The sequence below is a fragment of the Streptomyces phaeolivaceus genome (assembly GCF_009184865.1).
Taxonomy (GTDB): Bacteria; Actinomycetota; Actinomycetes; order Streptomycetales; family Streptomycetaceae; genus Streptomyces; species Streptomyces phaeolivaceus.
Window position 1 is genome coordinate 6461755 of sequence record NZ_CP045096.1, and the last position, 24412, is coordinate 6486166.

18 protein-coding genes are annotated in these 24412 nt (G+C 69.5%); 14 read left to right on the top strand and 4 right to left on the bottom strand.

Annotation, left to right across the window (positions count from 1 at the left end):
• The first annotated feature begins 9 nt into the window (after positions 1-9).
• The 14 genes from F9278_RS29995 (at position 10) to recQ (ending at position 17874) form a co-directional block, all read left to right on the top strand.
• A complete protein-coding gene (locus F9278_RS29995; protein ID WP_046913396.1) occupies positions 10-564 on the top strand; it encodes a NuoB/complex I 20 kDa subunit family protein in 555 nt (184 codons plus the stop codon).
• Positions 561-1331, top strand: coding sequence for an NADH-quinone oxidoreductase subunit C (locus tag F9278_RS30000; protein WP_152171102.1), 771 nt, complete (start codon positions 561-563; stop codon positions 1329-1331). The genes F9278_RS29995 and F9278_RS30000 overlap by 4 nt, the downstream gene beginning before the upstream one ends.
• Complete coding sequence (locus F9278_RS30005; RefSeq protein WP_152171103.1) at positions 1328-2650, top strand: NADH-quinone oxidoreductase subunit D; 1323 nt, start codon at positions 1328-1330, stop codon at positions 2648-2650. The genes F9278_RS30000 and F9278_RS30005 overlap by 4 nt, the downstream gene beginning before the upstream one ends.
• Positions 2647-3441, top strand: a complete 795-nt coding sequence (gene nuoE / locus F9278_RS30010) for an NADH-quinone oxidoreductase subunit NuoE (protein ID WP_226967025.1) — start codon at positions 2647-2649, stop codon at positions 3439-3441. The genes F9278_RS30005 and nuoE overlap by 4 nt, the downstream gene beginning before the upstream one ends.
• Entirely contained in the window at positions 3438-4796 is a 1359-nt protein-coding gene (gene nuoF / locus F9278_RS30015) for an NADH-quinone oxidoreductase subunit NuoF (protein WP_152171104.1), read from the top strand. The genes nuoE and nuoF overlap by 4 nt, the downstream gene beginning before the upstream one ends.
• Positions 4793-7297 carry an NADH-quinone oxidoreductase subunit G gene (locus F9278_RS30020; protein ID WP_152171105.1) on the top strand — a complete coding sequence of 835 codons (2505 nt, stop codon included), beginning with the start codon at positions 4793-4795 and terminating at the stop codon, positions 7295-7297. Before nuoF ends, F9278_RS30020 begins: the two co-directional genes overlap by 4 nt.
• The gene (gene nuoH / locus F9278_RS30025) at positions 7294-8658 is read left to right on the top strand and encodes an NADH-quinone oxidoreductase subunit NuoH (RefSeq protein ID WP_152171106.1); all 1365 of its coding nucleotides are present in this window, start codon (positions 7294-7296) and stop codon (positions 8656-8658) included. Before F9278_RS30020 ends, nuoH begins: the two co-directional genes overlap by 4 nt.
• The gene (nuoI, locus tag F9278_RS30030) at positions 8651-9253 is read left to right on the top strand and encodes an NADH-quinone oxidoreductase subunit NuoI (RefSeq protein ID WP_152171107.1); all 603 of its coding nucleotides are present in this window, start codon (positions 8651-8653) and stop codon (positions 9251-9253) included. Before nuoH ends, nuoI begins: the two co-directional genes overlap by 8 nt.
• A complete protein-coding gene (locus F9278_RS30035; protein WP_152171108.1) occupies positions 9250-10113 on the top strand; it encodes an NADH-quinone oxidoreductase subunit J in 864 nt (287 codons plus the stop codon). The genes nuoI and F9278_RS30035 overlap by 4 nt, the downstream gene beginning before the upstream one ends.
• Positions 10110-10409 carry an NADH-quinone oxidoreductase subunit NuoK gene (gene nuoK / locus F9278_RS30040; protein WP_009310327.1) on the top strand — a complete coding sequence of 100 codons (300 nt, stop codon included), beginning with the start codon at positions 10110-10112 and terminating at the stop codon, positions 10407-10409. Before F9278_RS30035 ends, nuoK begins: the two co-directional genes overlap by 4 nt.
• Before the next feature lie 15 nt (positions 10410-10424).
• Positions 10425-12320, top strand: coding sequence for an NADH-quinone oxidoreductase subunit L (gene nuoL, locus F9278_RS30045; protein WP_152171109.1), 1896 nt, complete (start codon positions 10425-10427; stop codon positions 12318-12320).
• Between the two features lie 5 nt (positions 12321-12325).
• Positions 12326-13897: an NADH-quinone oxidoreductase subunit M gene (locus tag F9278_RS30050; protein ID WP_152171110.1), complete on the top strand. Its 1572-nt coding sequence runs from the start codon at positions 12326-12328 to the stop codon at positions 13895-13897.
• Complete coding sequence (gene nuoN, locus F9278_RS30055; protein ID WP_152171111.1) at positions 13894-15543, top strand: NADH-quinone oxidoreductase subunit NuoN; 1650 nt, start codon at positions 13894-13896, stop codon at positions 15541-15543. The genes F9278_RS30050 and nuoN overlap by 4 nt, the downstream gene beginning before the upstream one ends.
• 279 nt (positions 15544-15822) lie before the next feature.
• Complete coding sequence (recQ, locus tag F9278_RS30060) at positions 15823-17874, top strand: DNA helicase RecQ (protein WP_152171112.1); 2052 nt, start codon at positions 15823-15825, stop codon at positions 17872-17874.
• A gap of 116 nt (positions 17875-17990) precedes the next feature.
• Here the strand turns inward: recQ and F9278_RS30065 are convergent, their stop codons facing one another.
• From F9278_RS30065 to F9278_RS30080, 4 genes are all read right to left on the bottom strand, one after another.
• Complete coding sequence (locus F9278_RS30065; protein WP_152171113.1) at positions 17991-18509, bottom strand: hypothetical protein; 519 nt, start codon at positions 18507-18509, stop codon at positions 17991-17993.
• A 122-nt stretch (positions 18510-18631) separates the two neighbouring features.
• Positions 18632-19357 (bottom strand): Crp/Fnr family transcriptional regulator, encoded by a 726-nt coding sequence (locus F9278_RS30070; RefSeq protein ID WP_226967026.1) that lies wholly within the window; start codon positions 19355-19357, stop codon positions 18632-18634.
• A 1296-nt stretch (positions 19358-20653) separates the two neighbouring features.
• Positions 20654-23464 carry a fumarate reductase/succinate dehydrogenase flavoprotein subunit gene (locus tag F9278_RS30075; RefSeq protein ID WP_152171114.1) on the bottom strand — a complete coding sequence of 937 codons (2811 nt, stop codon included), beginning with the start codon at positions 23462-23464 and terminating at the stop codon, positions 20654-20656.
• A 19-nt stretch (positions 23465-23483) separates the two neighbouring features.
• Positions 23484-24182, bottom strand: coding sequence for an ABC transporter ATP-binding protein (locus F9278_RS30080; protein WP_152174216.1), 699 nt, complete (start codon positions 24180-24182; stop codon positions 23484-23486).
• Between the last annotated feature and the right edge of the window lie 230 nt (positions 24183-24412).

Consider the following 24412-nt stretch of genomic DNA (forward strand, 5'->3'; position numbering starts at 1 on the left):
TCTAAGACCATGGGACTCGAAGAAAAACTGCCGAGCGGTTTCCTGCTGACCACCGTCGAGCAGGCCGCGGGCTGGGTACGCAAGGCATCCGTCTTCCCCGCCACCTTCGGCCTCGCCTGTTGTGCCATCGAGATGATGACCACGGGCGCGGGGCGCTACGACCTGGCGCGCTTCGGTATGGAGGTGTTCCGGGGCTCGCCGCGTCAGGCGGACCTGATGATCGTCGCCGGCCGGGTCAGCCAGAAGATGGCGCCGGTGCTGCGGCAGGTCTACGACCAGATGCCGAATCCCAAGTGGGTGATCTCCATGGGGGTGTGCGCGTCGTCCGGCGGCATGTTCAACAACTACGCGATCGTCCAGGGCGTCGACCACATCGTCCCCGTCGACATCTATCTCCCGGGCTGCCCGCCACGGCCCGAGATGCTGATGGACGCGATCCTCAAGCTCCACCAGAAGATCCAGACGTCCAAGCTCGGCGTGAACGCCGAGGAGGCGGCCCGCGAGGCGGAGGAAGCGGCGCTCAAGGCGCTCCCCCTCATCGAGATGAAGGGGCTGCTGCGATGAGCGACGCGAACGGCAAGAACGCCTCCGGCGACCCGGGCGGCTCGAACGGGGTGAACCCCGAGAAGGACCTCGCCGCCTCCAACCTCCCCGGCCAGCGCGGCGACGGCGGTGAGGAGATCCGTGTCCAGCGCGGCATGTTCGGCGCGAACAACGGCGGCGACACCTCCGGCTACGGCGGCCTGGTCCGCTCCATCCGCCTCCCCGGTGCGGCGAACCGCCCCTACGGCGGCTGGTTCGACGAGGTCGCCGACGAACTGGAGGGCGCCCTGGAGGAACAGGGCCTCGTCCCCGAGAACGTGATCGACAAGACGGTCGTCGACCGCGACGAGATCACCTTCCATATCGAGCGCGAGTATCTGCCGCGCGTCGCCCGGACCCTCCGCGACGACCCGGCCCTCCGCTTCGAACTGTGCACCGGCGTCTCCGGCGTCCACTACCCCGGCGACAAGGGCCGCGAGCTGCACGCCGTCTACCACCTGCGCTCGATCACCCACAACCGGCTGATCCGCCTGGAGGTCTCCGCCCCCGACGCCGACCCGCACATCCCGTCGCTCGTCCCGGTCTACCCGACCAACGACTGGCACGAGCGCGAGACGTACGACTTCTTCGGCATCGTCTTCGACGGCCACCCCGCGCTGACGCGGATCATGATGCCGGACGACTGGCAGGGCTTCCCGCAGCGCAAGGACTACCCCCTCGGCGGCATCCCCGTCGAGTACAAGGGCGCCCAGATCCCGGCTCCGGACCAGCGGAGGTCGTACTCATGAGCACACAGCACGCAACTCCGCGCGAGACCACCGAGGGCACCGTCTACACGGTCACCGGCGGCGACTGGGACGAGGTCGCCGAGACCGCCGCCCGGTCCGACGACGAGCGCATCATCGTCAACATGGGGCCCCAGCACCCGTCCACCCACGGCGTGCTCCGGCTCATCCTGGAGATCGACGGCGAGACCGTCACCGAGGCCCGCTGCGGCATCGGCTATCTCCACACCGGCATCGAGAAGAACCTCGAGTACCGCACGTGGACGCAGGGCACCACGTTCGTGACGCGCATGGACTACCTGACGCCGTTCTTCAACGAGACGGCGTACTGCCTCGGCGTGGAGAAGCTCCTCGGCATCGAGGACCAGATCCCCGACCGCGCCTCGATCATCCGTGTGCTCCTCATGGAGCTGAACCGGCTCTCCTCGCACCTGGTGTGCATCGCCACCGGCGGCATGGAGCTGGGCGCCACCACGATCATGATCTACGGCTTCCGTGACCGTGAACTCATTCTCGACATCTACGAGCTGATCACCGGCCTGCGCATGAACCACGCGTACATCCGGCCCGGCGGACTCGCCCAGGACCTGCCGCCCGGCGCGGTGGACCAGATCCGCGAGTTCGTGAAGAAGATGCAGAAGAACCTTCCCGAGTACGACAAGCTCGCCACCGGGAACCCCATCTTCAAGGCCCGTATGCAGGACGTCGGTTACCTCGACCTGTCCGGCTGCATGGCCCTCGGCGCCACCGGCCCGATCCTGCGCTCCGCCGGCCTCCCGCACGACCTGCGCAAGGCCCAGCCGTACTGCGGCTATGAGACGTACGACTTCGACGTCCCGACCGCCGACACCTGCGACTCCTACGGCCGCTTCCTGATCCGCCTCGAAGAGATGCGCCAGTCCCTGCGGATCGTCGAACAGTGCCTGGACCGGCTGGAGCCCGGCCCGGTCATGGTCGCCGACAAGAAGATCGCCTGGCCCGCCCAGCTCGCCCTGGGACCGGACGGACTCGGCAACTCCCTGGACCACATCAAGAAGATCATGGGCACCTCCATGGAGGCCCTGATCCACCACTTCAAGCTGGTGACCGAGGGCTTCCGCGTCCCGCCGGGACAGGCGTACACGGCGGTCGAGTCGCCCAAGGGCGAACTCGGGGTGCACGTCGTCTCCGACGGAGGAACCCGCCCCTTCCGGGTCCACTTCCGTGACCCGTCCTTCACCAATCTGCAGGCCATGGCGGCGATGTGCGAGGGCGGCCAGGTCGCCGACGTCATCGTCGCCGTCGCGTCCATCGACCCCGTGATGGGAGGCGTCGACCGGTGACCACCACCCCCGAGGGCGTCAGCCTGGGCATGCCCCAACTGCCCGCGCCCGACTACCCGGACGACGTTCGAGCCCGGCTGGAGCGGGACGCGGCCGACGTCATCGCCCGCTACCCGGACCCCCGGTCCGCCCTGCTGCCGTTGCTGCATCTCATGCAGTCGGAGGAGGGCCATGTCACCCGCACCGGTATGCGGTTCTGCGCCGAGGTGCTCGGCCTGACCACGGCCGAGGTCACCGCGGTCGCCACCTTCTACTCCATGTACCGCCGCAAGCCGTCCGGCGACTACCAGGTGGGCGTCTGCACCAACACCCTGTGCGCGGTGATGGGCGGCGACGCGATCTTCGAGGCGCTGCAGGACCACCTCGGTGTCGGCAACGGCGAGACCACCGGCGACGGCAAGGTCACCCTGGAGCACATCGAGTGCAACGCGGCCTGCGACTTCGCGCCTGTCGTGATGGTCAACTGGGAGTTCTTCGACAACCAGACCGTCGACAGCGCCAAGCGGCTCGTCGACGACCTGCGCGCGGGGGCCGAGGTCGAGCCCACGCGCGGGGCACCGCTGTGCACCTTCAAGGACACCGCGCGGATCCTCGCCGGCTTCCCCGACGAGCGGCCAGGGGCCGTCGAGGCGAGCGGCGGTGCGGGACCCGCGTCGCTGGTCGGTCTCCGCCTGGCCAGAGGAGAGACCGGACCCGCGCGCGTGGTCCATCCGCGGGACGGCGGCCCGCACGACGAGCCGCAGGACGCAGCGCCCCAGGACGGGGCCCCGCGTGCCGAGGAGGGGGAGTGATGACGTTGGCACCCGAGATCAAGGGCACCAGCCCGGAGAAACTGCTCGCACCCGTGCTGTCGGCCTTCTGGGACGAGGACAGGCCATGGTCGCTCGACGTCTACCGAAGGCACGAGGGGTACGAGGGGCTGCGCAAGGCGCTGGCCATGTCACCGGACGACGTCATCGCGTACGTCAAGGAGTCCGGACTGCGGGGCCGCGGCGGCGCGGGATTCCCGACCGGAATGAAATGGCAGTTCATTCCCCAGGGTGATGGAAAACCACATTATCTAGTTGTCAACGCCGACGAGTCGGAGCCCGGAACGTGCAAGGACATTCCGCTCCTCTTCGCGAACCCGCATAGCCTCATCGAGGGCATTGTCATCGCCTGTTATGCCATCAGGTCTTCGCATGCCTTCATCTATCTGCGTGGTGAAGTCGTCCCGGTACTGCGGCGGTTGCACGAGGCCGTACGCGAGGCGTACGAGGCGGGCTTCCTCGGCGAGAACATCCTGGGCAGCGGACTCGACCTCCAGCTCACCGTGCACGCCGGCGCCGGCGCGTACATCTGTGGTGAGGAGACCGCGTTGCTGGACTCGCTCGAAGGCCGCCGTGGCCAACCGCGGCTGCGTCCCCCCTTCCCTGCCGTCGAGGGCCTCTACGCGTGCCCGACTGTCGTGAATAACGTCGAATCCATCGCGTCAGTTCCCGCGATCATGCAAAAAGGCAAGGAATGGTTCAGGTCGATGGGGAGCGAGAAGTCCCCCGGCTTCACGCTCTACTCCCTCAGCGGCCATGTCGCGAGCCCCGGTCAGTACGAGGCGCCGCTCGGCATCACCCTCCGCCAACTCCTGGAGATGAGCGGCGGAATGCGACCCGGGCATCGCCTCAAGTTCTGGACGCCGGGCGGCTCCTCGACCCCGATGTTCACCGACGAGCACCTCGACGTCCCTCTTGACTACGAAGGAGTGGGCGCCGCGGGTTCCATGCTCGGCACGAAGGCACTCCAGTGCTTCGACGAGACCACCTGCGTCGTCCGGGCCGTCACCCGCTGGACCGAGTTCTACGCCCACGAGTCCTGCGGCAAGTGCACCCCCTGCCGTGAAGGCACCTACTGGCTCGTGCAGTTGCTGCGCGACATCGAGGCCGGCAAGGGCGTCATGAGCGACCTCGACAAGCTGAACGACATCGCCGACAACATCAACGGCAAGTCCTTCTGCGCCCTCGGCGACGGCGCCGCCTCGCCGATCTTCTCCTCCCTCAAGTACTTCCGCGCGGAGTACGAGGACCACATCACGGGCCGGGGCTGCCCCTTCGACCCGGCCAGGTCGACCGCCTGGGCCGACAAGGACAAGCACGCGGAGGTGAACGCATGACCGTGACCACCAGCGCTCCCTCCGGGGGCGGGGAGGCGGCGGTCCCGCCGGAAGATCTCGTCTCGCTGACGATCGACGGCGCCGAGATCAGCGTGCCCAAGGGCACCCTGGTCATCCGGGCCGCCGAACAACTCGGCGTCGAGATCCCCCGCTTCTGCGACCACCCCCTCCTGGACCCGGTGGGCGCCTGCCGTCAGTGCATCGTCGAGGTCGAGGGCCAGCGCAAGCCCATGGCGTCCTGCACGATCACCTGCACGGACGGCATGGTCGTCAAGACCCACCTCACCTCCCCGGTCGCGGAGAAGGCCCAGAAGGGGGTGATGGAACTCCTGCTCATCAACCACCCCCTGGACTGCCCCGTCTGCGACAAGGGCGGCGAATGCCCCCTGCAGAACCAGGCCGTGTCCCACGGCCACACCGACTCCCGCTTCGAGGGCCGCAAACGCACCTACGAGAAGCCGGTGCCGATCTCCACCCAGGTGCTCCTCGACCGCGAGCGGTGCGTGCTGTGCGCCCGCTGCACCCGGTTCTCCAACCAGGTCGCCGGCGACCCGATGATCGAACTGGTCGAGCGGGGCGCGCTCCAGCAGGTCGGCACCGGAGAGGGCGACCCCTTCGAGTCGTACTTCTCCGGGAACACCATCCAGATCTGCCCCGTCGGCGCGCTGACCTCGGCGGCGTACCGATTCCGCTCCCGCCCCTTCGACCTCGTCTCCACGCCGTCCGTGTGCGAGCACTGCTCCGGCGGCTGCGCGACCCGCACCGACCACCGGCGCGGCAAGGTCATGCGGCGCCTCGCGGCCAACGACACGGACGTCAACGAGGAGTGGATCTGCGACAAGGGGCGGTTCGCGTTCCGGTACGCGCAGCGCCCGGACCGGCTGACCACCCCCCTCGTCCGCAACGCCGACGGCGTCCTGGAGCCCGCGTCCTGGCCGGAGGCCCTGGAGGCCGCCGCCCGCGGGCTGCTCGCCGCGCGCGGCCGGGCCGGTGTCCTCACCGGCGGTCGGCTCACCGTCGAGGACGCCTACGCGTACAGCAAGTTCGCGCGCGTGGCCCTCGACACCAACGACATCGACTTCCGCGCGCGCGTGCACAGCGGCGAGGAGGCCGACTTCCTGGCCGCCCGGGTCGCCGGCCGCGGCCGTGACCTCGACGGTACGGGCGTCACGTACGCCTTCCTGGAGAAGGCGCCCGCGGTCCTGCTGGTCGGGTTCGAGGCCGAGGAGGAGGCGCCCGGCGTCTTCCTGCGGCTGCGCAAGGCCTGGCGCAAGCACAAGCAGCAGGTGTTCTCGCTGGCCACGCACGCCACCCGGGGCCTGGGGAAGGCCGGCGGCACGCTGCTGCCGGCCGCGCCCGGCACCGAGACCGAGTGGCTGGACGCCCTCGCCAGCGGCTTCGGCCTCGACGACGACGGCACCCGGGCCGGTGAGGCGCTGCGCGCCGAGGGCGCGGTGATCGTCGTCGGAGAGCGCCTCGCGGCCGTCGCGGGCGGGCTCACCGCAGCCGTCCGGGCCGCGTCCCTGACCGGTGCGAAGCTGGTGTGGATTCCGCGCCGGGCCGGGGAACGCGCCGCCGTCGAGGCGGGCGCCCTGCCGTCGGCGCTGCCGGGCGGACGTCCGGCCACCGACCCGCGCGCGCGGGAGGAGGTCGCCGCCGCCTGGGGCGTCGCCGAACTCCCCGCGCGCTACGGCCGGGACACCGGGCAGATCGTCGAGGCCGCCGCCACCGGAGAGCTCGGGGCCCTGGTGGTGGCGGGTGTGGAACTCGCCGATCTGCCCGACCCGGCACGCGCGCGTGAGGCGCTGTCCGCGGTGGGCTTCCTGGTCTCGCTGGAGCTGCGGCCCAGTGAGGTCACCGAACGCGCGGACGTCGTCCTTCCGGTCGCCGCCGTCGCCGAGAAGGCGGGCACCTTCGTCAACTGGGAAGGCCGCGTGCGGATGTTCGAGGCCGCGCTGAAGCCCGACCAGATGACCCGCCAGGTGGCCCCCACCGACGGACGGGTCCTGCAGATGCTGGCCGACGCCATGGACGTCCACCTGGGGCTGCCCGATCTGCGCACCACGCGCGCGGAGCTGGACCGCCTCGGCGCCTGGGACGGGGCGCGGGCCCACGAGCCCGTGGAGGTCGCGGCCGGGCTGCCGCGCCCGGCCGCCGGAGAGGCCGTACTGGCCGGGCACCGGCTGCTGCTCGACCAGGGCCGCCTCCAGGACGGCGACGACGCGCTCGCCGGGACCCGGCACGCCGCCCACGCGCGCGTGTCCGCCGCCACGGCCGCCGAGGCCGGCGTCAAGAACGGGGACGTCCTCGCGGTCAGCGGCCCCGCCGGGGTCGTCGAACTGCCGCTGCGGATCACCGAGATGCCCGACCGCGTGGTCTGGCTGCCGCTGAACTCCACCGGCTCGGGCGTCGCCTCCGACACCGGGGCGCTGCCCGGCGCGCTCGTCCGTATCGGCCCCGCGACCCTCCCCGCCGAGACCCCCGAGGAGGTGGAGGCATGAGCCCGTACTACCTCGCCGCCGAAGACCTCTCGATGTTCGGCCGCGACCCCTGGTGGCTGGTCGTCATCAAGGCCGTCTTCTGCTTCGCCTTCCTGATGATCACCGTGCTGTTCTCCATCGTGTGGGAACGCAAGGTCGTCGCCTGGATGCAGCTGCGTATCGGCCCCAACCGGCACGGCCCCTGGGGCATGCTCCAGTCGCTCGCCGACGGCATCAAGCTGATGCTCAAGGAAGACCTCATCGTCAAACGCGCGGACAAGGTCGTCTACGTCCTCGCACCGATCGTCGCGGCCATCCCGGCGTTCATGGCGATCGCGGTGATCCCCTTCGGCCCGGCCGGCAACGAGATCTCGATCCTCGGTCAGCGCACCACGATGCAGCTCACCGACCTCCCGATCGCGATGCTCTACATCCTCGCGGTCGCCTCCGTCGGCATCTACGGCATCGTCCTGGCGGGCTGGAGCTCCGGCTCCACCTACCCGCTGCTCGGCGGCCTGCGCTCCTGCGCGCAGATGATCTCGTACGAGATCGCCATGGGCGCCGCGTTCGCCTCCGTCTTCCTCTACTCCGGGTCGATGTCGACCTCGGCGATCGTGGAGGCACAGCAGGACCGCTGGTACATCGTGCTGCTGCCGGTGTCGTTCGTGATCTACATCGTGACCATGGTCGGCGAGACCAACCGCGCCCCGTTCGACATGCCGGAGTCCGAGGGCGACCTCGTCGGCGGCTTCAACACCGAGTACTCGTCGATCAAGTTCGCGATGTTCATGCTCGCCGAGTACGTCAACATGGTGACCGTCTCCGCCGTGTCGGTGACGCTCTTCCTCGGCGGCTGGCGGGCCCCCTGGCCCATCAGCACCTTCTGGGAGGGCGCCAACCACGGCTGGTGGCCGATGCTCTGGTTCGTGGTGAAGGTGCAGCTGCTGCTGTTCTTCTTCATCTGGCTGCGCGGCACCCTCCCACGCGTCCGCTACGACCAGCTGATGAAGCTCGGCTGGAAGGTCCTCCTCCCCGTCTCCGTGGTCTGGCTGATGCTCGTCGCGACCGTACGGACCCTCAGGAACGAGAACTACGACTTCGCCGAGATCGCCCTGTACGTCACCGGCGCCGTCATCGTCCTGTTCCTGCTGTCCGTGGTCGCGGACATGTTCCGCGACCGGCGCGAGGCCCAGGACCAGCCCGTGGAACCGGCCGGGTTCGACCCGATGGCCGGTGGATTCCCCGTACCGCCCCTGCCCGGACAGACCCTCCCACCGGTGCCGCGCAGGCGTCCGCGCCGGGAGCGGGAGCTGATTGTCAGTGGTGGGTCCGATACTGACAGTGACGGATCTTCGAATGGGAGGGAGGCGTCCGATGGCTGAGGAACCGAAAGAGAACAAGCAGGGGTTCCAGAACCCCGTCGCCGGCTTCGGCGTGACCTTCAAGGCCATGTTCAAGAAGCGGCTGACCGAGCAGTATCCGGAGCAGCAGAAGACCACGGCCCCGCGGTTCCACGGTCGGCACCAGCTCAACCGCCATCCGGACGGCCTGGAGAAGTGCGTCGGCTGCGAGCTGTGTGCCTGGGCGTGTCCCGCCGACGCCATCTATGTGGAGGGCGCCGACAACACGGACGAGGAGCGCTACTCCCCGGGCGAGCGGTACGGCCGCGTCTACCAGATCAACTACGCCCGCTGCATCCTGTGCGGCCTGTGCATCGAGGCGTGCCCCACGCGCGCGCTCACGATGACCAACGAGTTCGAACTCGCCGATTCCAGCCGCGCCAACCTCATCTACACCAAGGAGCAGCTGCTCGCCGGTCTCGACGAGGGCATGGTCGACTCGCCGCACTCGATCTTCCCCGGCACGGACGAACAGGACTACTACCGGGGCCTGGTCACCGAGGCCGCGCCCGGGACGGTGCGTCAGGTCGCCACCTCCAAGGGTGAGAAGCCGGAAGAAGAGGAGGCACAGGCATGAGCGCGCAGCTCGCCGCCTACACCACCTCCACCGGTGAGGCGTTCCAGTTCTGGGTGCTCGGCACGATCGCGGTGATCGGCGCCCTGTGCACCGTCTTCATGAAGAAGGCCGTGCACAGCGCGCTCTGCCTCGCCGGCACCATGGTGATCCTGGCGGTGTTCTACCTCGCCAACGGCGCCTACTTCCTGGGCGTCGTGCAGATCGTCGTCTACACCGGCGCGATCATGATGCTGTTCCTGTTCGTGGTGATGCTCGTCGGCGTCACCGCGGCGGACTCCCTGAAGGAGACCATCAAGGGCCAGCGCTGGCTGGCCCTCCTGTGCGGCCTCGGCTTCGGCATCCTGCTGATCGCGGGCATCGGCAACGCCTCGCTGACGGAGTTCAACGGCCTCGGCACGGCGAACGCGGGCGGCAATGTGGAGGGCCTCGCGGCCCTGATCTTCACCGACTACGTGTTCGCCTTCGAACTGACCGGCGCCCTCCTCATCACGGCCGCCGTCGGCGCGATGGTCCTCACCCACCGCGAGCGCACCGAGCGCGCCAAGACCCAGCGCGAGCTGGCCGAGGAGCGCGTACGCGACGGCAAGCACCTCCCGCCGCTGCCGGCTCCCGGTGTGTACGCCCGGCACAACGCGGTCGACATCCCGGGCCTGCTGCCCGACGGCACCCCGTCCGATCTGACCGTCAGCAAGACCCTGCGGGACCGGGGTCAGGTCCGTGACGTCTCGGCCGAGGCGCTGAGCGACCTCAAGGCCCTGGAACAGCGCGCCGAGGACCGCCTGGAGCGCACCAACAGCGGCAACGGCGGCAACGGCGGCAAGAGCGGCAACGGCGGCACGCGCGGGGAGGCAGCGAAGTGAATCCCGTCAACTACCTGTATCTCGCTGCCCTGCTGTTCACGATCGGCGCCACCGGCGTCCTGATCAGGCGGAACGCGATCGTGGTGTTCATGTGCGTCGAGCTGATGCTCAACGCCTGCAACCTCGCCCTGGTCGCCTTCTCCCGGATGCACGGCAATCTCGACGGCCAGATCATCGCCTTCTTCACGATGGTCGTCGCCGCCGCGGAGGTCGTGGTCGGACTCGCGATCATCGTGTCGCTGTTCCGGTCCCGCCACTCGGCCTCGGTCGACGACGCCAGCCTGATGAAGCTGTAAGGGGTCGGAAGAATCGTGGAGAACCTGATTGCGCTGCTGATCGCGGCGCCCCTGCTCGGAGCGGCCGTCCTGCTGTGCGGCGGCCGGCGCCTGGACGCCGTCGGCCATCTCGTCGGCACCGTGTTCGCCGCCGCCTCGTTCGTCATCGGTGCCGTCCTCTTCGCCGACATGCTCGGCAAGGACGCCGAACACCGCGAGATGGGCCAGTACCTGTTCAGCTGGATCCCCGTCGAGGGCTTCCAGGCCGACGTCGCCTTCCAACTCGACCAGTTGTCGATGACGTTCGTCCTGCTGATCACCGGAGTCGGCTCGCTCATCCATGTGTACTCGATCGGGTACATGGAGCACGACGAGCGCCGGCGCCGCTTCTTCGGCTATCTGAACCTGTTCCTCGCGGCGATGCTGCTGCTCGTCCTCGCCGACAACTACCTGCTGCTGTACGTCGGCTGGGAGGGCGTCGGCCTCGCCTCGTACCTGCTGATCGGCTTCTGGCAGCACAAGCCCAGCGCCGCCACCGCCGCGAAGAAGGCCTTCCTGGTCAACCGCGTCGGTGACGTGGGCCTGTCCATCGCCATCATGCTGATGTTCACCACCTTCGGGACCTTCGCCTTCGGGCCGGTCCTCGGGGCGGTCGGCGAGACGAGCGAGGGCACGCTCACCGCGATCGCGCTGATGCTGCTGCTGGCCGCCTGCGGCAAGTCCGCCCAGGTGCCGCTGCAGTCCTGGCTCGGGGACGCGATGGAGGGCCCGACCCCGGTCTCGGCCCTCATCCACGCCGCGACCATGGTGACCGCGGGCGTCTACCTGATCGTCCGCTCGGCGAACATCTTCAACGCCGCCCCGGACGCGCAGCTCGTCACCACCGTCGTGGGCGCGGTCACGCTCCTCTTCGGTGCGATCGTCGGTTGCGCGAAGGACGACATCAAGAAGGCGCTGGCCGGCTCGACGATGTCGCAGATCGGCTACATGGTGCTCGCCGCGGGCCTCGGCCCCATCGGCTACGTCTTCGCGATCATGCACCTGGTGACGCACGGCTTCTTCAAGGCCGGGCTGTTCCTCGGCGCCGGCTCGGTCATGCACGGCATGAACGACGAGGTCGACATGCGCAAGTACGGCGGCCTCAGGAAGTACATGCCGGTCACCTTCGTGACGTTCGGCCTCGGCTATCTCGCCATCATCGGCTTCCCCGGTCTGTCCGGCTTCTTCTCCAAGGACATGATCATCGAGGCGGCCTTCGCCAAGGGAGGCACCCAGGGCTGGATCCTCGGCGGCGTGGCCCTGCTGGGCGCGGCCATCACCGCGTTCTACATGACGCGCGTGATGCTGATGACCTTCTTCGGCGAGAAGCGCTGGCAGCCCGACGAGCACGGCCACGAGCCGCACCCGCACGAGTCGCCCAAGGTCATGACGATCCCCATGATCGTCCTGGCGGTCGGATCGGTCTTCGGCGGTGCCTACTTCAGCATCGGCGACCGGTTCGTCCACTGGCTGGAGCCCGTCACCGGCCACACGCACGGCCACCCGCCGATCAGCGCCCTGACGGTGACGATCTCCACGGTCGCCGTGATGGTCATCGGCGTCGGCCTCGCCTGGCTCCAGTACGGGCGCAAGCCCGTCCCCGTCGTCGCCCCGCGCGGATCGCTCCTCACCCGGGCCGCCCGGCGCGACCTCCTCCAGGACGACTTCAACCACGTCGTCCTCGTCCGCGGCGGAGAGCACCTCACGCGCTCACTCGTCTACGTCGACCACACCCTGGTCGACGGCGTCGTCAACGGCACGGCGGCCTCGATGGGCGGCCTCTCCGGGCGGCTGCGCCGGATCCAGAACGGCTATGCCCGCTCGTACGCGGTCTCGATGTTCGGCGGCGCTGCGATCCTCATCGCCGCGACCCTGCTGATGAGGGCGGTCTGATACCGATGTCCTTTCCTCTGCTGACAGCGACGGCGGCGCTCCCGGCCCTCGGGGCGATCGCCACGGCCGCCGTCCCGGCCCAGCGGCGCAACGCCGCGAAACTGCTGGCGCTGATCGTCTCGCTGGCCACGCTCGTGCTCGCCCTGGTCGTGCTGGTCCGGTTCGACCCGGACGGCGACCGCTACCAGCTCACCGAGTCGCACGCCTGGATCGCGGACTTCGGGGTGCGGTACGAACTGGGCGTGGACGGCATCGCGGTGGCGCTGATCGCGCTGACCGCCCTGCTGATCCCGTTCATCATCCTCGCGGGCTGGCACGACGCCGACCCGCTGGAGACCGGGAACAAGCGGTGGCGGCCCACGCAGGGCTTCTTCGCCCTGATCCTGGCCGTCGAGGCGATGGTGATCATCTCCTTCGAGGCCACCGACGTCTTCCTCTTCTACATCTTCTTCGAAGCCATGCTCATCCCGATGTACTTCCTCATCGGCGGCTTCGGGGACCGGGCCCACGAGCACGGCGAGGAGACGGCGGCGACCCAACGCTCGTACGCCGCCGTGAAGTTCCTCCTCTACAACCTGGTCGGCGGTCTGATCATGCTGGCCGCGGTGATCGGCCTGTACGTGGTCGCCGGGAACTTCTCGCTCCCGGAGATCGCCGAGGCCCGCGCCAACGGCACGCTGGAGATGGCGACCAGCACCGAGCGGTGGCTGTTCCTGGGCTTCTTCTTCGCCTTCGCGGTGAAGGCGCCGCTGTGGCCGCTGCACACCTGGCTGCCCAACGCCATGCAGGAGTCCACCGCGCCGGTCGCCGTCCTCATCACGGCCGTCGTCGACAAGGTCGGCACCTTCGCGATGCTCCGCTTCTGCCTCGGGCTCTTCCCGGAGGCCAGCACCTGGGCGACACCCGCGATCCTCGTCCTGGCGCTGATCAGCATCATCTACGGGGCGCTGCTCGCGGTCGGCCAGCGCGACATCAAGCGGCTGGTGGCGTACGCGTCGATCTCGCACTTCGGGTTCATCATCCTGGGCATCTTCGCGATGACCAGCCAGGGCCAGTCCGGCGCGACGCTCTACATGGTCAACCACGGGATCTCGACGGCCGCGCTGATGCTGGTGGCGGGCTTCCTGATCTCCCGGCGCGGATCGCGGCTCATCGCCGACTACGGAGGAGTCCAGAAGGTCGCGCCGGTGCTCGCCGGCACGTTCCTGATCGGCGGCCTCGCGACCCTGTCGCTGCCCGGACTCGCCCCGTTCGTCAGTGAGTTCCTGGTCCTGGTCGGCACGTTCTCGCGCTATCCGGCGGTCGGGATCATCGCCACCGTCGGCATCGTCCTCGCCGCGCTCTACGTCCTCGTCCTCTACCAGCGGACGATGACGGGCCCGGTGAAGGCCGAGGTCGAGGGGATGCCCGACCTGAAGGTGCGGGAACTGGCGGTGGTCGCGCCGCTGATCGTCCTGCTGATCTTCCTGGGCGTCTATCCGAAGCCGCTCACCGACATCGTCAACCCGGCGGTCGAGCACACCATGTCCGACGTCCAGAAGAAGGACCCCCAGCCCGAGGTGGAGGCGGCCAAGTGAGCGCATCAGCCGTCCACAGCCTGTGGACAACCGCGGCCGACCCGATCACCAAGATCGACGCGCCGAAGATCGAATACGGGCAATTGTCGCCCACCCTGATCGTCATCGGCGCGGCGATCATCGGGGTGCTCGTCGAGGCCTTCGTCCCGCGCAAGTCCCGTTACTACGTGCAGGTGTTCGTCTCCGTCGTCGCCCTCGCGGCCTCCTTCGCCGCGGTCGTCGCGCTGGCGGCGGGCGGCTACGGCACCACCAAGGCCGGCATCGCCGCCATGGGCGCCATCGCCGTCGACGGACCGGCCCTGTTCCTGCAAGGCACGATCCTGCTGGCCGGCATCCTCGGCGTCTTCACCTTCGCCGAACGCCGCCTCGACCCCGAGACGCACGGCAACAAGGTCGACTCCTTCGCCGCCCAGGCGGCGTCCGTGCCCGGCAGCGACAGCGAGAAGGCGGCCGTGAGGGCCGGGTTCACCACCACCGAGGTGTTCCCGCTGCTGCTCTTCGCGATCGGCGGCATGCTGATCTTCCCGGCGGCCAACGACCTGCTGACCCTGTTCATCGCCCTGGAGGTCTTCTCCCTCCCGCTCTACCTGCTCTGCGCCGTGGCCCGCCGCAAGCGGCTCATGTCGCAGGAGGCCGCCGTCAAGTACTTCCTGCTCGGCGCCTTCGCCTCCGCCTTCACCCTCTTCGGCATCGCCCTGCTCTACGGCTACGCGGGCTCGGTGAAGTACGCGACGATCGCCCAGGTAGTCGACGGCACCATCGGCGAGATCAACCCCGCCCTCGCCGACACCATGGGCAACGACGCGCTGCTGCTCATCGGCGCCGCCATGGTCGTCATGGGCCTGCTGTTCAAGGTCGGAGCGGTGCCGTTCCACATGTGGACGCCCGACGTGTACCAGGGCGCGCCCACACCGGTCACCGGCTTCATGGCGGCGGCCACGAAGGTCGCGGCCTTCGGCGCGCTCCTCAGACTCCTGTACGTCGTCCTGCCCGGTCTGCGCTGGGACTGGCGGCCGGTCATGTGGGCCGTCGCCATCGTCACCATGCTGGGCGGCGCGATCGTCGCCATCACCCAGACCGACATCAAGCGACTGCTCGCCTACTCGTCGATCGCCCACGCCGGCTTCATCCTCGCCGGTGTCATCGCGGCCTCGCCCGACGGCGTCTCGTCCGTGCTGTTCTATCTGGGCGCCTACTCGTTCGTGACGATCGGCGCGTTCGCCGTGGTCACGCTCGTGCGGGACGCGGGCGGCGAGGCGACCCATCTGTCCAAGTGGGCCGGGCTCGGCCGGAGATCACCGCTGGTGGCGGCCGTGTTCGCGGTCTTCCTGCTGGCCTTCGCCGGTATTCCGCTGACCTCCGGTTTCGCGGGCAAGTTCGCCGTGTTCAAGGCGGCGGCGGAGGGCGGCGCGGGCGCGATCGTCGTGGTCGGTGTGATCTCCTCGGCCATCGCCGCGTTCTTCTACATCCGCGTCATCGTGCTGATGTTCTTCAGCGAGCCGCGCCCCGAGGGGCCGACGGTCGCCGTGCCGTCACCGCTGACCATGACCGCGATCGGCGTGGGAGTGGCGGTCACGCTGGTGCTCGGTGTCGCGCCGCAGTACTTCCTTGATCTGGCGGGGCAGGCGGGAGTGTTCGTCCGCTGACGCTCCGCTCCCGCCCGGCGCGCCGGGCGGCGGTACGCACGACGGGGCCCGGCCTCCTCCATGGGGGCCGGGCCCCGTCGTACGTACGAGCGAGCCGCGGAGCCGGTTCCCTGGTCCCTCTGCGGCCCGCACGGGTGGAGCCTGTGGATAACTCTGAGGCTGTCGGTGCGGGCGCCTATGGTGGCAGGGGCTGGAGGAAGCACGGACGGTACAGGACGCAGGGCACAGGACGTACGGCACGGCGTACGGCACAGGACGCAAGGGCGCGGGGGACGGGCGATGATCGGGACGGGCGGGACGAGTGTGATGGCGGACGAGGGCAGGACGACCGGAGCGGACAGCGAGGCGCTGGCCGTGCTCCACCGGGTCTTCGGGTACGACGCCTTCCGGGGCGACCAGGAAGCGATCATCGAGCATGTGGTCGCGGGCGGCGACGCCGTCGTGCTCATGCCGACCGGCGGCGGCAAATCGCTGTGCTACCAGATCCCGTCCCTGGTCAGGCCGGGTACGGGCATCGTGGTCTCCCCGCTGATCGCGCTGATGCAGGACCAGGTGGACGCGCTGCGGGCGCTGGGCGTGCGCGCCGGGTTCGTCAACTCCACACAGGACTTCGACGAGCGGCGCGTGGTCGAGGCGGAGTTCCTCGCCGGCGAGCTGGACCTGCTCTACCTCGCACCCGAGCGGCTGCGGCTCGACGCCACCCTGGATCTGCTGGGGCGCGGCAAGATCTCGGTGTTCGCGATCGACGAGGCGCACTGCGTCTCCCAGTGGGGGCACGACTTCCGCCCGGACTACCTCTCCCTGTCCCTGCTGGGGCAGCGCTGGCCGGACGTACCGCGCATCGCGCTCACGGCCACCGCCACCCACGCCACGCACCGCGAGATCACCGAGCGGCTGGCCATGCCGCAGGCCCGGCACTTCGAGGCCAGCTTCGACCGGCCCAACATCCAGTACCGGATCGTGCCCAAGGCCGATCCGAAGAAGCAGCTCCTGTCCTTCCTGCGCCAGGAGCACCCCGGCGACGCGGGCATCGTCTACTGCCTGTCCAGGAACTCCGTCGAGCGCACGGCCGAATTCCTGAGCAAGAACGGCGTCGCGGCGGTCCCGTACCACGCGGGACTCGACGCGGGCACCCGCGCGGCACACCAGTCCCGGTTCCTGCGCGAGGACGGGCTCGTGGTCGTCGCCACGATCGCCTTCGGCATGGGCATCGACAAGCCCGACGTACGGTTCGTCGCCCACCTGGACCTGCCGAAGTCGGTGGAGGGCTACTACCAGGAGACCGGCCGCGCCGGCCGCGACGGGCTGCCGTCCACGGCTTGGATGGCGTACGGCCTGAACGACGTCATACAGCAGCGGAAGATGATCCAGGGCAGCGAGGGCGACGAGGCGTTCCGCCGCCGGGCCGCCTCCCACCTGGACGCGATGCTGGCGCTCTGCGAGACCGCCCAGTGCCGGCGCGGTCAGCTCCTGCAGTACTTCGGCCAGGAACCCCAGGCCGAGGGCTGCGGCAACTGCGACACCTGCCTCGTACCGCCGGAGACCTGGGACGGCACGGTCGCCTCGCAGAAGGTGCTCTCCGCCGTGGTGCGGCTGCAGCGGGAGCGGGGACAGAAGTTCGGCGCCGTGCAGATCGTCGACATCCTGCTGGGGCGGCGGACCGCGAAGGTCATCCAGTTCGACCACGACCAGCTCTCCGTCTTCGGCATCGGTGAGGAGCTGGCCGAGGGCGAATGGCGGGGCGTCGTAAGACAGTTGCTCGCACAGGGCATCCTCGCGGTCGAGGGCGAGTACGGCACGCTCGTGCTCACCGAGGAGAGCGGGGCGGTGCTGCGCCGAGAGCGGGACGTGCCGCTGCGCAAGGAGCCGAAGAAGCCGGCGACCACGCGGTCGGCGTCCGGCGGCGGATCGGGATCCTCCGGCTCCGGCCGGGGCGACCGCAAGGCCAAGGCGGCGGCCGTCGAGCTGTCGGACGACCTGATCCCCGTCTTCGAGGCGCTCCGCGCCTGGCGCGCCGAACAGGCCCGCGAACAGGGCGTCCCCGCGTACGTCATCTTCCACGACGCCACCCTCCGCGAGATCGTGGCCACCGCGCCCGCGTCCGTCGCCGAACTCGGCACGATCAGCGGAATCGGCGAGAAGAAACTGGCGACGTACGGGGAGGGCGTACTGGGGGTGCTGACTTCGTTGGGCGGCGCCCCTGCGGCGGCCCCCGCACCCGACGGGCCCAGAAGCCCGGCCCGCGAGACGTCCGCCGCGGACGCGGGCCCGGAGGACGCCTTCGACTGGCCGGACGACGAGCCGGAGCCGGAGCCGGAGGACTGGGCGTAGGGGACAGCCGACGGGTCAGGGGGGAACACTGTGGGGTCACCGGCCCAGACGGCTGCCGGGGCTTCCGTGACTTGCGTCAGGTCCGCTGCCGGGGCTTCCGTGACTTCCGTGCCTGCTCAGGTCCGCCGCAGAGCCCTGATCCGCTGCTGCGCCCTGCTCACGGCGCGTTCGAGTTCGGTGCGAGCGTGTTCCTGCCGCATGGCGCGCTCCAACTGGATGTGGTGCTGCGAGTAGGACAACCGTGGCGTGGCGGTCAACTCGGGGAGAGCGGTGGTGAGATAGACGTCCAGGTGTTCGACGACGGCATGAAGTTCGCTGTGCAGTACCTCCAGTTGGTCGGCTGACGCCTTGATGAGGTGGCGCAGTCGCTTCAGCGGCGCGAGTTCGGTGACTCCGCAAGGCTGTTGGGCGAGTTCGCACAGTGCCTCGAAGACCTCTTTGACATAGCTGTGCGCGTCCTCCAGGTCCTTGGCGTTCTCGTCGGTGTCGCGGGTCTGTTTCATCCACGCGAAAACCTGGGCGTGGTGGCGGATGCCGAAGTAGGCGACGGTGGGCATGAGCGCGCCGACCAAGGCGGCCACCAGCAGGGAGCCGGCGTTGGTGCCGATCGCCAAGGCGGTCGAGCTGAGGGTCATCGTGGTCCGATCCGTTCGGGGCGCGGGCGGGAGGGACCCTCGTGGGGCCCTGCGACGCCGCGGGGAGTCGTCGTGGGGTGGGGGCGGAACCGGATGGGGTGTGCGGCGGAGACCCGGCGCGTCTATGAAGCGGTGACGATGCGCCGGAGCGAGGGGAGGTCGGTCACCACGAACTGCCGGTAGGTGCTGGTGATCACGTTGTGGGTGTCGCGGAGGGCGCGGAGCGCGTTCTCCACGGTGGACATTCCCATCAGCAGGGCGTCGGCGATGTCCCGTTGGGTCGGTCCGAGAATGGTGTGATGGTCCGGTTCTGCGGTGCTCCTGGTGCCGGAGACGGCGGCGAGGTGCAGCAGAAGTCCACCCACCCGCTGTATCGGTGTACGGGTGGCGGTGCCGTAGATCATCTCGTCGCTGCGGTTGCGATGTTCCAGGCTGCGCAGCAGGGCGAGTCGAGCGTCGAGGTGTTGGTTGAGCAGAACGTTCATGCGTGGGACGGGGCAGGGCATGATCCAGGTGGTGGTCAGGCAGACGGTGCCGACCGATGCCTCGGGGTCGATGAGCTTGGCTTCACCCAGGAGTTGGCCGACACCACGGAATCGAGCGATCTTGGTGCCGAGGGGAAAGCGTTCCTGGAGGACACAGCCGCCGAGGACGATGTACACATGCCGGTCGTCCCGGCCGAGCGGCAGTTTCTCGCCGCGCTGATGGACACGGGCGTCCGAGCCCCAGTCCCGCACGAGCAACTGCCAGACGTCAGTGGGGAGATGACGTAGAAAGCTGCCGTCGGGCATCTGCTGCCGGCCGTTGAGGACGTCCACGGTACGGAATGTGTCGACCCTGGGAGGCACGTCAGCCTCCCTTTGCGGTCGCGTCGGCGGACGAAGCGGAGGCGTATGGCCGTGACAGCGTGTGACGATGACGGTCTGTCAGCCTGCGGCTGTCGACGCCCTGGACGAAGGGCGCGCACGGCGTGACGACGCCATCGGGGATGGCGGTCTGCATCAGGGTCCGAGTCCTTCCCGAGAGGAGACGGGGGAGGCCCGGGTGCGCCTGCCGACCGCAGGCGCACCCGAGTTGGTGGGTCCAGCGCCCTCTCCATCGCATGATCACCGGCTGGTTTAGGTCCGCTTGCGACTCGAAGAACGTCAGGGCGTCAACGCTACATCTCTGTGTGAGGAAATCGCCAGTCGCACATGCACCGCCGGTACGGAATTCAGGGTGGGTGGTGGTATCCGTTGGCACCGGAAAACAAACCCTTCGCGGGAGGGGTTTGTGTGTGGGCTAGACCATTAGCTGAACCAGGCGTCCACTGTCACGTTCGGTGTTCTTTTCTTTACGCCAAGTTGACCGTGCGGCATGGGAAAGTCGGGAGCAAGAGCAGGGAATTTTCTGCCGAGTGCGGGCGGGCGTGTCGCTGCGGGAAGTGCGGCCAAAAGCAAGGAGGCCCTGGGGAACCACCCCCGGGGCCTCCTATGAAAGGGCCTGGACCCACCAAGGCTCAGACCTGCATCCAGTAAACACCATGAGCCGCGAAAAGGTAACTGCGGCAAGGAAGGTGCCGTGTGCTACTCCCTCCCGGGAGGGGTTCGTGGGCGGGAATTGAAGCCCGCCCTGATGGAGACGAGACGTCCCGTATTGATGGGTGATTCGTCAATGTTTCTGCGTTGAGCACCTTTTGTGGTACCGGTTGATGGCGTTCACCTTTCGTGCTGGCGTGAGAAAAGTGAGCAATGAACGCCTCTGGGGCGCGGTTTGACCGGACAATGTCCTGTGCTCTCGCGCGTCCGGGCGGGAGTTCAAGGTTTCAACCAAGCGGAAAGCGTGCGATAAAGCGCGCAAAAGTGTGCCGCTTAATCTTTCCGGTGAGGGTGACGCCTGGCGTGGTGGGGATTTCCCGGTGGCGGGTGAGTGAATTTCAGGTATGTCGGTCCGGCGTGAATGCGTCGGCCATGTGAAGGGTTGAAATGTACGCTTCGGCGACATTCCGCCGAGGATTTGATTATCGACTAATCAACAAGGGGAGATGTCGCGGAACTCGCGTGCCCGGCTAATTTCTCACGCCCCGTCAGCATTGTTGACGGGGCGGATGGTTGACATCGGCGGGAGCCGTACGACGTGTAGTGCCGGAGGAACTCTCCGTGAAGTCACAGTGCCCGGGACGCGTAGGCCCTGACGTCGGCGTCGGAGTCCTTGGTGGCTGTGGTGAGGGCCGTCCGGGCCGCTTCTGAGGTGGTGTGGTGGGTGAGGGAGAGGACGGTGGCTTTGCGGACGTCGGCGTTGGGGTCGGTGAGGGTCGACGCGAGGGCGGGGACGGCCAGGGGGGTGGGCGCGGTGGAGAGGGCGGTGGCGGCGCCGGACCGGACCTGCCAGGCGGGGTCCGAGAGGGCCGACACCGCCCGGGGCGCGAGCTGAGGGGGGCAGCCGACCGCGCCCAGGGCGGCGTAGGCGGCGGCGCGCACCAAGGGGTCGGGATCGGCGGTGAGTGTCGTGAGGGCGGTGAGCGTGGCCGGGCCGGGCGGCTGGGGGACCGGGGCGTTCGTCGCGATCGTCGCCAAGGCCTTGGCGATCGTGACGCGGACCTCGCGGGACGGGTCGGCGGGCGCCGCGAGGGCGAGTTCGGTGGCCGCGTCGACCGAGACGAGGGCACGCACGGCCTCGATACGGACGGTGATGTCGGAGTCCGTCAGGGAGCCGGCGAACAGGGTGGTGTCGCCGAGGCTCAGGGCGCGCAGGACGTCCAGGGCGGCGGCGCGGACGACCGGGTCGGGCTCGGTCAGGGCGGCGGCCAGGCCGTCGCGGAGGGCGGGCTCGGGCGGGAGTGTCTCGACGAGTTCGCGGAGGGAGGCCGCGGCGGCGGCGCGTACCTCGGCGGCGCCGTCGCGGAGCGCCTCGGCGAGGGCGGAGCCGGTTCCCGGCGGAAGGGTCTCCGTGAGCACGGCGACGGCTTCGCGGCGGACGGCCGGCGTCGGGTCGGCCAAGTAGGGGCGCAGGGCGTCGAGTTCGGGCTGCTCCTCGGCGAGGGCGACCAGTTCGAGGAGGCGGGCGGAGGAGATGTGGGGGGAGTCCAACCCCACCCCCAACTCCAGATCGGCGCCGGCCCCGGCGGCGGCACCCGAGCCCGTGCCCCCGTCCACTCCCGCCGCCACCGGGGCAACGTCCCGGGACCCCGCCGTCGCCACGTTCTCCGCGTGGATCTCGCCCAGGTGGCGGGAGGGGCCGCCGGTCGGGGTGAACTCGTCGATCGGGACGAGGTAGGGGGCGACCGGGCGGGCCGTGAACTCCATCGCGCCGGAAGGGGACTTGTGGAGGTCGAGGTGGTGGAACCAGGAGGTGTCGTCGCGGTGGGGGTGGTCGAGGCGGTCGTGGTAGAGGCCCCAGCGGGACTCGGTGCGGGCCAGGGAGGCGCGGGCGGCCATCTCGGCGCAGTCGCGGATGAAGGAGACCTCGGCGCAGCGCATGAGTTCGTGCGGGGTGCGGGCGCCCATCCCGGCGATGTCGTCGCGCATGCGCTCGAACGCGTTGAGGGCGAGGGAGAGGCGGGAGCCGGACTTCGGGGGCGCCACGTAGTCGTTGACGAAGCGGCGGAGCTTGTACTCGACCTGGGGCTGCGGGGGCCCGTCCGGGTTGCGCAGCGGGCGGTAGATCAGCTCGTGCGCGTCGCGGAGCTGGCTTTCCGGCAACTCGCCCTCGTACGGGGAGTATCGGGAGGCGTCCGCGCCCGCGAGGTCGCCGAAGACGAAGGCGCCGATCATGTAGTTGTGCGGGACGCAGGCGAGGTCACCGGCGGCGTAGAGGCGGGGCACGGTCGTACGGGCCTGGTCGTCGACGCGGACACCCGAGGCGGAGTGGCCGCCGCACAGGCCGATCTCCGAGATGTGCATCTCGATGTCGTGGGTGCGGTAGTCGTGGCCCCGGCCGGAGTGGAAGGTGCCGCGCGTGGGGCGTTCCGTCGTGTGCAGGATCGATTCGAGGGCCGCGACGGACTCCTCCGGGAGGTGGCTCAGCTTCAGATAGACGGGGGCGCGGTCGGAGGCGATCTCGGCGGCGAACTCGGCCATCATCTGGCCGGACCAGTAGTCGGAGTCGACGAAGCGTTCGCCGTGCCGGTTGACCTGGTAGCCGCCGAAGGGGTTGGCGACGTAGGCGCAGGCGGGGCCGTTGTAGTCCTTGATGAGCGGGTTGATCTGGAAGCACTCGATGCCGGTGAGTTCGGCGCCCGCGTGATACGCCATGGCGTAGCCGTCGCCCGCGTTGGTGGGGTTCTCGTACGTGCCGTAGAGGTAGCCCGAGGCCGGCAGACCGAGGCGCCCGCAGGCGCCGGTCGCGAGGACGACCGCGCCCGCGCGGACCGTGACGAACTGTCCGGTGCGGGTGTTGAAGCCCGCCGCGCCCACCGCCCTCCGGTCCGCTCCCTCGCCCGCCGTGAGCACGCGCACCGGCATCACCCGGTTCTCGACGCGGATCCTCTCCCGCATCTCGCGGCGCCGCAGCTGCCGGTAGAGGACCTTCTTGACGTCCTTGCCCTCGGGCATCGGCAGCACGTACGAGCCGGAGCGGTGGACCTGGCGGACCGCGTACTCGTTGTGCTCGTCCTTCTCGAACTTCACCCCGTACGACTCCAGCCGCCGGACCATGTCGAAGCCTCGGGTGGCGGTCTGGCGGACCGTGGACTGGTCGACGATGCCGTCGTTGGCGCGGGTGATCTCGGCGACGTAGTCGTCGGGTTCGGCGCGGCCGGGGATGACGGCGTTGTTGACGCCGTCCATGCCCATGGCGAGGGCGCCCGAGTGCCGGACGTGCGCCTTCTCCAGGAGGAGGACGTTCGCGCCGTGCTCGGCGGCGGTCAGGGCCGCCATCGTGCCCGCGGTGCCGCCGCCGATGACGAGGACGTCGCAGGTCAGTTCCTCGGCGTCGGCGAGCGCCGGGATCGTGAGGGGGGTCTCCACCGTGTCCACCGGGGTGCCTTTCAGATACTCAGTTGCTGAGGGAGGTCAGGACGTCGCGGCGCAGGGCCACGCGTGCCGGGTCGTCGTGGGCGGCGCGGTCCCGGGGGCGCGGGACGTCCCGTACGGCGGTCAGCCGGCCGGCGCCGAGGAGGGCCACGCGGTCGCCGAGGAACAGGGCCTCGTCCACGTCATGGGTGACGAAGACGACCGTGGCGCCCGTGCCCCGCAACACCTCCACCAGCAGGTCCTGCATCCCGGCCCGGGTCTGCGCGTCGAGCGCGCCGAACGGCTCGTCCATCAGTACGGCGTGGGGACGCCCGGCGAGGGCGCGGGCCAGTTGCGCGCGCTGGCGCTGTCCGCCGGAGACGCGGTGCGGCAACTGCCGGGTGTGGTCGGCGAGTCCGACCCGGGTCAGCCACTCGTCCGCCTGGGTACGGCGGGCGGCGCGGGGCAGACCGCGGATGGCGAGCGGGAGTTCGACGTTCGCGCGCAGGGTGCGCCAGGGCAGGAGGGCGTCCTCCTGGAAGACGAGGGCGCGTTCGGCGGACGGGCCGGTCAGGGGGCTCCCGTCCTGGGTGATCTCACCGCCGAGCTGCGGCAGCAGGCCGGCCAGGGTGCGCAGCAGGGTCGACTTGCCGCAGCCGGACGGGCCGACGACGGTGAGGATCTCACCGGGGGCGATGTCCAGGTCGACGCCGGTCAGGGCGACCGCGTCCGGGCGGCCCAGATCGGCGCCCCGGAGCGCGAGGCGCGTGCCGCGTACGCCGGCGGGCGCCTGCTTGTGGTCCGCCTGCTCGCCGTCCGCCTGCTCGCCGTCCGCCTGCTTGTGGTCCGCCTGCTTGTGGTCCGCCTGCTCGCCGTCCGCCTGCTTGTGGTCCGCCTGCTCGCCGTCCGCCTGCTTGTGGTCCGCCTGCTCGCCGTCCGCCTGCTTGTGGTCCGCCTGCTTTTCGTCCGCCT